4 protein-coding genes are annotated in these 7,554 nt (G+C 55.3%); 1 reads left to right on the forward strand and 3 read right to left on the reverse strand.

Annotation, left to right across the window (positions count from 1 at the left end):
- Positions 1–1,551 precede the first annotated feature (1,551 nt).
- The 3 genes from A3A5_RS0108955 to A3A5_RS43105 form a co-directional block, all read right to left on the reverse strand.
- Complete coding sequence (locus A3A5_RS0108955) at positions 1,552–2,523, reverse strand: ParB/RepB/Spo0J family partition protein (RefSeq protein WP_026200597.1); 972 nt, start codon at positions 2,521–2,523, stop codon at positions 1,552–1,554.
- Positions 2,520–3,731 (reverse strand): ParA family protein, encoded by a 1,212-nt coding sequence (locus tag A3A5_RS0108960; RefSeq protein ID WP_026200598.1) that lies wholly within the window; start codon positions 3,729–3,731, stop codon positions 2,520–2,522. Before A3A5_RS0108960 ends, A3A5_RS0108955 begins: the two co-directional genes overlap by 4 nt.
- Positions 3,732–4,827: 1,096 nt before the next feature.
- The gene (locus A3A5_RS43105) at positions 4,828–5,055 is read right to left on the reverse strand and encodes a hypothetical protein (protein WP_157637165.1); all 228 of its coding nucleotides are present in this window, start codon (positions 5,053–5,055) and stop codon (positions 4,828–4,830) included.
- A 74-nt stretch (positions 5,056–5,129) separates the two neighbouring features.
- Between A3A5_RS43105 and A3A5_RS0108965 the strand changes: the two genes are divergently transcribed.
- A complete protein-coding gene (locus A3A5_RS0108965; RefSeq protein WP_018310260.1) occupies positions 5,130–6,647 on the forward strand; it encodes a replication initiation protein in 1,518 nt (505 codons plus the stop codon).
- The last annotated feature ends 907 nt before the right edge of the window (positions 6,648–7,554 follow it).

Raw genomic sequence — 7,554 nt, forward strand, 5'->3', positions numbered from 1 at the left:
AGGCGCAGCTCGCGGATGTCCGGCAAAAGCCGTGTCTCGTTCGATCATTCTTCCAGGCTCCTTCTGTCGCCTATATTTCCGACTGCTGAGTAATTGCGAGGTGGCGACACTCTTGGAGGCCGCCTCCATGCACACCGTCACCTAGCACATGTGCCATGAGTAAGCCGTCCCGATTATTCATGGCTTCATGTCGGGATACGATCAGTCAGAAATAGATACAGTGGCTGGGCGCGAGTGGGAGAAAATTCTCTTTCTTTGAGTTTCTCTAGTAGGGAAATCTGGCAAGCCGGGACGGTCATCGGCGCGCGCGAGGGGCGATGGTCCTTTCCGGCTGCGAATTTTCCGATTAGGGGGAACGACCTACTCGAAGCGGTCAACCGCGATTGATTTCCCCTGGCAGGGAGCCGTCCCGACAGGCCATAGGGGCAGCTAGTCTCGGGGGCGGCCAACTCTCTCCCGTAAGTTTCCCTACTAGGGAGATTTCCGATGCGACCCTTGCGCGGAAAATAGAAAGCTGACTGAGTACTCCCCGCTGAATCTCCATACTGGGGGCATCGGGTCTGCGTTGCCATATGCACCAGCCGAGCTCGATGTCCTCGAGACTTCCTTCGACACTCCGAACGTTTCCGCTCGCTCGTAAAGGGAAGTCCATGTTCAAGGACGCATGGCTGGTAGCAACGGGAAGAGTGAGGGCATGTGGCGCGCACGAGCGAAGCACGATGCCCACCGCGCCATTGTCAAGGCGGATGTCTGACCTTTCGGCGAGGGTCCGGTGCGGAGCCCTGCACCGGTCTTTTTAATCCCGCTCCTTCCGGTTGCAAACTCGGCAGGGCTAGTTGCGATGAGACAAAGCTCTGATACCCGTGTCCGCCTCGAGCTGCTGCCAGCAAGCACCCCTAGCTCCCGGCTACATGCTCAGCCGAGTACGAGGAGCAACTATCTATAGCCACTCTCAATGTAGGCGCCCACCACCTTGGCTAGCGGCTGGATACTTCCTGCGGAAGCCTCCTCGACGGCTCGGCACTAGCCGGTCTTCCAGATTCACTGCGGGAGGACCCCGTCAGCCCTCTTGCACTACGGATTGGATGGCCGATCCAGCAGCGGTTGAGTTTCAGCGTCAGCCAAGTCCTGAGACAGTTGAGGGTTGCGGGAACATTCGCAACGGGCCCAGTGGTCGCTCCTCTCATTGAGCCGAGTCTCGAGTTGCGCCAGCAGGGTGTTCAACGTCAGTGGGGATGTGCGCGTCGGAATCGAATCTGCTCGAAGCGATCAACCGGTGTTGATTTCCCTAGTAGGGAAACGTAGCCGCCGAAGACGGCGGGATTGGCGTCCTCGCTATATCCGGGCTGACCTCGCTGGCCATCGATTTCCGAAAAAATCGTCGTCTCCCACACAGGGTGAAACTTCGCAGGGGGAAGGACCCATGCCTCTCCGGTGCGAGCCCATAAGATTGCCAGAATTCCCTATTAGGGAAACCTGCGACCAACAGTCCTGAAGGCGGCCAGGCGAAAAAAAAGCCCGCGCGAGGCGGACCATTGATATACCAGCAGGTTACTTGGGCTGATTGTGGAACGCTTGGCTTAGCACCTCGCGAATCTGAGTCTCCAACACATCGGTCCACGCGCCGGCCCTAATCTTCAACGTGAAGCCGTTGATGTCTTTCGTGAAGGAACCTGCCTGTTCCTTGCCGGAAAAATACTTGTCGATGCTGCGCTCCCGCGCAGAGCTGACCGAAGCTGCTCGTCGCGTGGCTATGGCCTTGATTGCAGCCGCGACCTTACCCTGGTCCAGGTTGCCCGAGGTAACAAGTGGCCAAATCTCCTTTGCCGCCGTAACTCCGGCCTCACCATGCTTTCGGAGCGTGGTGACAATTGCTTCTGCCGCGTTCCCTCCAAGGAGACGAGGTTGCAGATCCAAATCCTTCAAAATGAAATCCGGCAGTTCGCTGAAGCTCATGAACCGGTAGATACCCGTCTTAGACATCCCAAGCGCCTCCGCTAAGCGCAGACGAGACGGAAACTCCTTCTCGGTCTGTCGCAGCGAAAGACTGATCTCATAGTCGGACAGGTCGTCACGACTGATGTTCTCAACCATGGCGAGAACGGCCATGTCGGCATCCGAGCAGTCGACAACCACTGCCTTGATGTCGTCGAGACTCAGCATCTTGTGTGCGCGCCACCGCCGCTCACCGGCAACGAGCTGATAGCCCGATTCGACACGGCGTACAACGATGGGCTGCAAGAGGCCGACCTCCCGGATTGACTCTGCTAGTTCCGACAGCTTAAGTTCATTAAAGACGCGTCGCGGTTGCCATGGGTTCGGCACGATCTCCGTAACCAGCAACTGCGACTGCAAGCCGCTTGCCTCAAGTTCTTGTACTCGCAGTTGCGCGGTGGCCAACGCTCCAGCCATGCCCGGCGCTGTTTCCGTGCGATTGGCTCGGCGAGTTGCGTCGGGCTTCCGGTCCGCGGTCGAGCGGATGCCCGCCGTCTTGGCAAGCATTTGTTCGCGAATATTGCTCACAGTGCTGACCTCCACTGCTTCACAAACATGTCGTCAATCCACCGGCAGTAGTCGACGAGTGGTTGGCGAACCCGCTGCAAGGACTTCGCTTGGCTATGCGAGCTGCTGATGTCGAAGACTGTCGTAAACGCAAGCGCCCCCGAACTCATCACTGAACTTGCAGGCACTTCAAACGGCGCGAGCCAATGACGATAGGCGCCCTGCGCCCACGTACGTACCACCGGCGCAGCCGAAGTGGGACCATAGCTTACGCGCGTCAATAACACCGAGACAAAGTCGTATTTCTTATCGGCTTCGTACTTCATGAAAGACTTGGCGACGTCTGAAAAGAGCCGCCAAAACGAAAGCGAACTGAAGAAGTCTAGGTTCTCCGGCACCATGGGCATGACCATCGCGTCGGCCGCCATCAACGCATTCAAGTTGAGGTAGGACAGGGACGGTGAGGTGTCCAGAAGGATGTAGTCATAATGCTTTCGTAGAGGCATGAGCCCCTCTCGCAGGACTTGCCAGAACTTGAAACCGGGCAGCTTCATCTGCATCGCAGGCAGGTGATATTCGGCACCCACTAGTTCGGTATGCGCCGGAATAAGGTCCAGACCATCCCAATAAGTCGACTGAACCTTATCGGCCAGGCCACCCTCCACCTTCTGGTCGTAGATGAATGGCAGCACGGTGTCTTCCGGAAACACTTCCTTCTCCGCATAAAGTCCGCACAGTTCTGACAGCGATGCCTGTGGGTCCAGGTCGACGACAAGCACCTTCCGCCCACGTAAGCTAAGGCCCTGTGCCAGACACATCGTAGTCGTGGTCTTGGCAGACCCACCCTTCAATTGGGAAGTGATAATGATTTTCCCCTCGAAGTCGGTTGGCCCGGCAACCAGCGGAGTCTGATAAATGTCAGAAACTTGCTGTACCCAGTTCCTCGCCTCGGCCAAGGTAAAGGTCCGACCACGCCCTGCCGAAGTCATTTGACCTTCTGGAAGGACGCCATCACCGTTCTTTGCCATGTGGAGAACCTGTTGGCGACTCAGGCCACACAGTTCAGCTATTTCGGACGTAGTAAACACCGGGGCGGTCTTACGCGGACGTGGCGCAAGAATCTGATTGCGCAATTCGCCCGCGTAGTCAGTCACGACATCAGCAAAGTCGCTGATTTCTGCAAGAGTGACCGTTGGGTCTATTGGCATCGGTTGACTGAGGTTTGCCATCGCTGCTCTTTTTCCGAAAATTGGACAAGCGCAGAATACAGCAAATACACGAAAACTTCCTCTTTATTGTGTCATTCAGTCCACAAGTTGCGTTGTCCCGGATATCTATCCGATAGTAAGCAAGTCACTGATTTAAATGAAAATTTAGGGGTTGCCGCGCCAATCTGAGTGCCGACATGCTATGGTCATTTGAGGCCAAGGAAGAGCCCACAAAAGTGAGATAGAACGCGCGAGCCATCTCACCTTTGTGCAATTCTTCGGACAAAATCTCTCACCTTTGAGCCGCACAGACACCCTAGAAGAGTACATGGCGCGCCGAATAGGGAGATGGGTAGCTAGTTCAAGGTGAGAGTTTTTGCACGAACGTGGCACTAAAGTGCCTCTTCGTACTCATGCCGTGTACGCAATATCTCACCTTCTCAACCCCAAGTGACTCCAATACCGCGTTACCTAACGAGGGTGAGAGATTTTGTCCCCTTTTTGCAGCCTAGAGCACTAGGAACGGCTCACACGGCCGCTGGCTAGGCTCATTGATGTGTCTAGCAAAAGCCTCTGGTACAAAATGTCTCACCTCAAGAGCGGGAAAAACTGGCGGAGAAGTTGAACCGTAGCCCATGCCACCTCAATTGATGCAACGGGCCGGACCAAATGCCTTGCTGACAGCCGTAGATTAGTTCACCTCTGGGATGCTAGGGGCCAGCCAACACCCAATCCGGTACAAAATCTCTCACCTTTTGTAGTCGCGACAAGAACTGCCATCAGGTTTGACTCCCTTCCGATCACCTGGAGATGTGCTGCACAGTCTAGGAACTCACGGTCTCGGTGCTTGAATGTTGCCGTCCAAAATCTCTCACCTTCAAGGGTAGATGACGAGATCGCAAATCTAAGGAGAACGGCTGGAACAACATGGTAAGGAGGCATCGCGATTCTTCTCGCTCGGGGTGTTTGTATGTTGGTTGTTGTAAACATATAAAAACCGAACAAACCAACAAACAGAAAGGATAAAATTCCTTATAAAACAATTGGTTAGAATCAAAAGGTGAGGGATGAAGAAAGATCAGGTGAGAGATTTTGTTCCCGAGGGTGATAGTTCAGGCTAACTAAAGGGAGAGGTCAGAATGACTAGGGTGAGAACATCCAGCGTTTGTCGCGCCAAGGTGAGAGATGTGGTGGTGAAAGTGTTGATAAGCTTAATATCTTCTTGATTATCAAGGGCTAAATGATGTCCACCGAAATCTCGGTGGTGAGAGATTTTGTACTTTGGTGAGAGATTTTGTACCAGTGTTCGTTGTCGGAAAGTATCCGAGGTGAGACCAATATCCATTGACATCTCACCTCCATCTGCTAAAGTCTGGCGCAATTCAGAATGTAAACAAGCTGCTCACTCAGGAACTCGGCATGCCAAGCAGCGTAGAGAGGCGGGTGACCCCACTGCAGTACGCGCTCGATCTGTTTGTCGAGATGGCGCCCGTCCAAAAATCTATTGATGAGGTCGCCAGCGACAAAGACATCGGCTACCACAAGAACAAGGTCTTTGCACGCATCATCGGTCTGGGCATGTCGGCACGCCGATTCGTTGACGCCGCCTATTTCATTGTCGCGCAGGAAGCTGAAGTCAAGGAGAGCTATGAGGTCACGCTCAGCTTCTTCAAATGGCTGATGCGCTATGACAGCAAAAACAGGAAGCATTTCTCGAGCGTTGTTCGCAGCGTAAAGTCGTCCATGCTCGAAGTCACGAGTGCCCCTGTTGTATCTGTCGATTCGAATGGGCGCCTGCTCGAAGATGCGAGCGCTCGACAAGACGGCGACGAAGAGGAGAGCGACCCCGACGATTCCGAAATCGACCGGGTGCGGGTTTCAGACGAGGAGGGCGACTGGCTAGAGTTAATTGGGCGCGTCAGCGTGAGGGATGGCCGGATTCGATTTCGTGTGCCTGTCGAGCTTCAGCGACTCATCAAGGACCCAGAAAATTCATACTGGACCAGTCTCCTTGTTACCTCGAAGTTCACGCTCATTTACGCGCGAGCGATCTATGATCATATCCTGCCAAACGTGTCCGACGAGAGGACGGATTGGTTACCGCTTGACCTCGTTCGTAATTTGCCCGGCAAGTCCTGGGCAAACAACGCCGAGTTCAAATACTTCAAGCGCGACTACCTCGAGCCAGCGGTAAACCAAATCAATGAGTTGTCCGACATTGAAATTTCGTATGAAACGCGGGCAGGAACGCCTGGTTCGCGAAAGAAGGACCAGATTCGGTTCAGCATGAAGCGCAAGGCCAGCGCATTGGCGTCAAAAGCGGCCATGCTCAATTCCGTTGCGCTCTACAAGATGCTTGAGAAAGAATTCGGCCTCTCCGACGCCCAATTCGAACGCATCGCCGAGAACCGTAACATTTGGACTGACGCTCGGATTGAGCAAGCTATCGAGTACACGCGCTGGCGCATCCGGGAGGGTGACAAAATCAGGCGAGTATCGGGCTATCTGCTGAAAGCCATGGCTGGCAATTATCGCGTCTCGGAGGCGGACAAGGAGATCGAGCGAGTTCAGGCCCAATTGGCAAGTAACTCGGCTGCAGAGACAGAAGCCAAGGAGGCGGCGCAAACGGCAGTGGCGGCGAGTCTTGCAGCCGCAGACGCAGCAGCTGAGCAACGCAGAATGGCGGAAATGCGCTCGGCCCGTGAATTCTTCGCTAGTTCTGAGAAGAAGGTTCGGGAAGAGCTTGTCCGCAAATTTGTCACCTCGAACACCATTGGCATTCGAACCATTGAGCGCCAGGGGCTCAAACCGACTGATGTCAGCGAAGCGAACATCATGGAGCGACCGAATATCGCCAATACGTTCTGTTCGTTTGTTGCAGGTGAGCTCAGGAAAGCCGCACGAGCTCGCACGAAGAACCAGGAAAGCCTGCTTTAGTAGCAGCCTGTAGCCCGCCCTACGTACCCTGCTCACGGTAAGTCTCGCGGCCCACGCTATTAGACCTTTGGAACCCTTGCCGCGGCGGGTTGTGCACGGCTTCGTATATGCCATCATCAGATAGCCCCTGATCAAAGCGGTTCACGCGGGTCACCAGCACGCGATCGCGGCCCAAATCGTTCCACCTTCAATTTGGCGGACTTCCATGCCCTCCTGAACGGTCAGACGCGGAAATGGAGGACCGTCGCAGGGCGCTTCAAGTGCGACGGGTGCGCCCCGAGGCATCCCTTTGCAAAACATACCGAGACGCCTATCTGCCACGCACCAAGCTGCGAATATATTCAATGGCCACGTGTGCCACTACTGACGACGGCTGTCTCGCTTGCGCCGGCTGGGCGACGGCAGGGGCCAGCCCGCACGCTACTCTGTCCATCTCGATGAGCCAAGCACAAGCGAGCGCTTGGTCGTGCCCCAAAGAACTGCGGCGGCCGTTAGCGTCGGTGATCACGATGGACGCTGAATTGACCTCATAGGTCGACCCATCGGGTGCTGAAACCCGTCTACCCTGGTACCTCTCTACGAGTTTGGCAACCTGCTGCCGGTCTTGCGCGGCCCGAACCTCGGCTGCCGGCTCTTCATCTTCACGAACCTTCCGGGTCCGGATTACATGCCCATAGTCAATGGGCTTGTCGAGGAGCGACTTGAGGTACGCGAACAGTTCTCGTCCCCGGAGAGGCCTCAGCGCATTGCCAGCCGTCGAAACCACGTCCGACAATCGGTGGCCTGCCGTTCGCGCGAGCCTCATTAGAAGGAACCGTGCTTATCCGGTTAGCTCCCAAACCTACTAGATGTAGTGGGTAGCGATTTTTGGCATAGAGCTCGGCATAGGTCGGCGCGGTGACGTCAC

The organism is Cupriavidus sp. UYPR2.512 (assembly GCF_000379565.1).
In the GTDB taxonomy this organism is placed as follows: domain Bacteria; phylum Pseudomonadota; class Gammaproteobacteria; order Burkholderiales; family Burkholderiaceae; genus Cupriavidus.

What these genes read in the sequence shown, in the direction of transcription:
- A3A5_RS0108960 (WP_026200598.1), bottom strand. Translation starts at nt 3,731, where the DNA reads ATGGCAAACCTCAGTCAACCGATGCCAATAGACCCAACGGTCACTCTT.
- A3A5_RS43105 (WP_157637165.1), bottom strand. Translation starts at nt 5,055, where the DNA reads ATGGATATTGGTCTCACCTCGGATACTTTCCGACAACGAACACTGGTA.
- A3A5_RS0108965 (WP_018310260.1), top strand. Translation starts at nt 5,130, where the DNA reads ATGCCAAGCAGCGTAGAGAGGCGGGTGACCCCACTGCAGTACGCGCTC.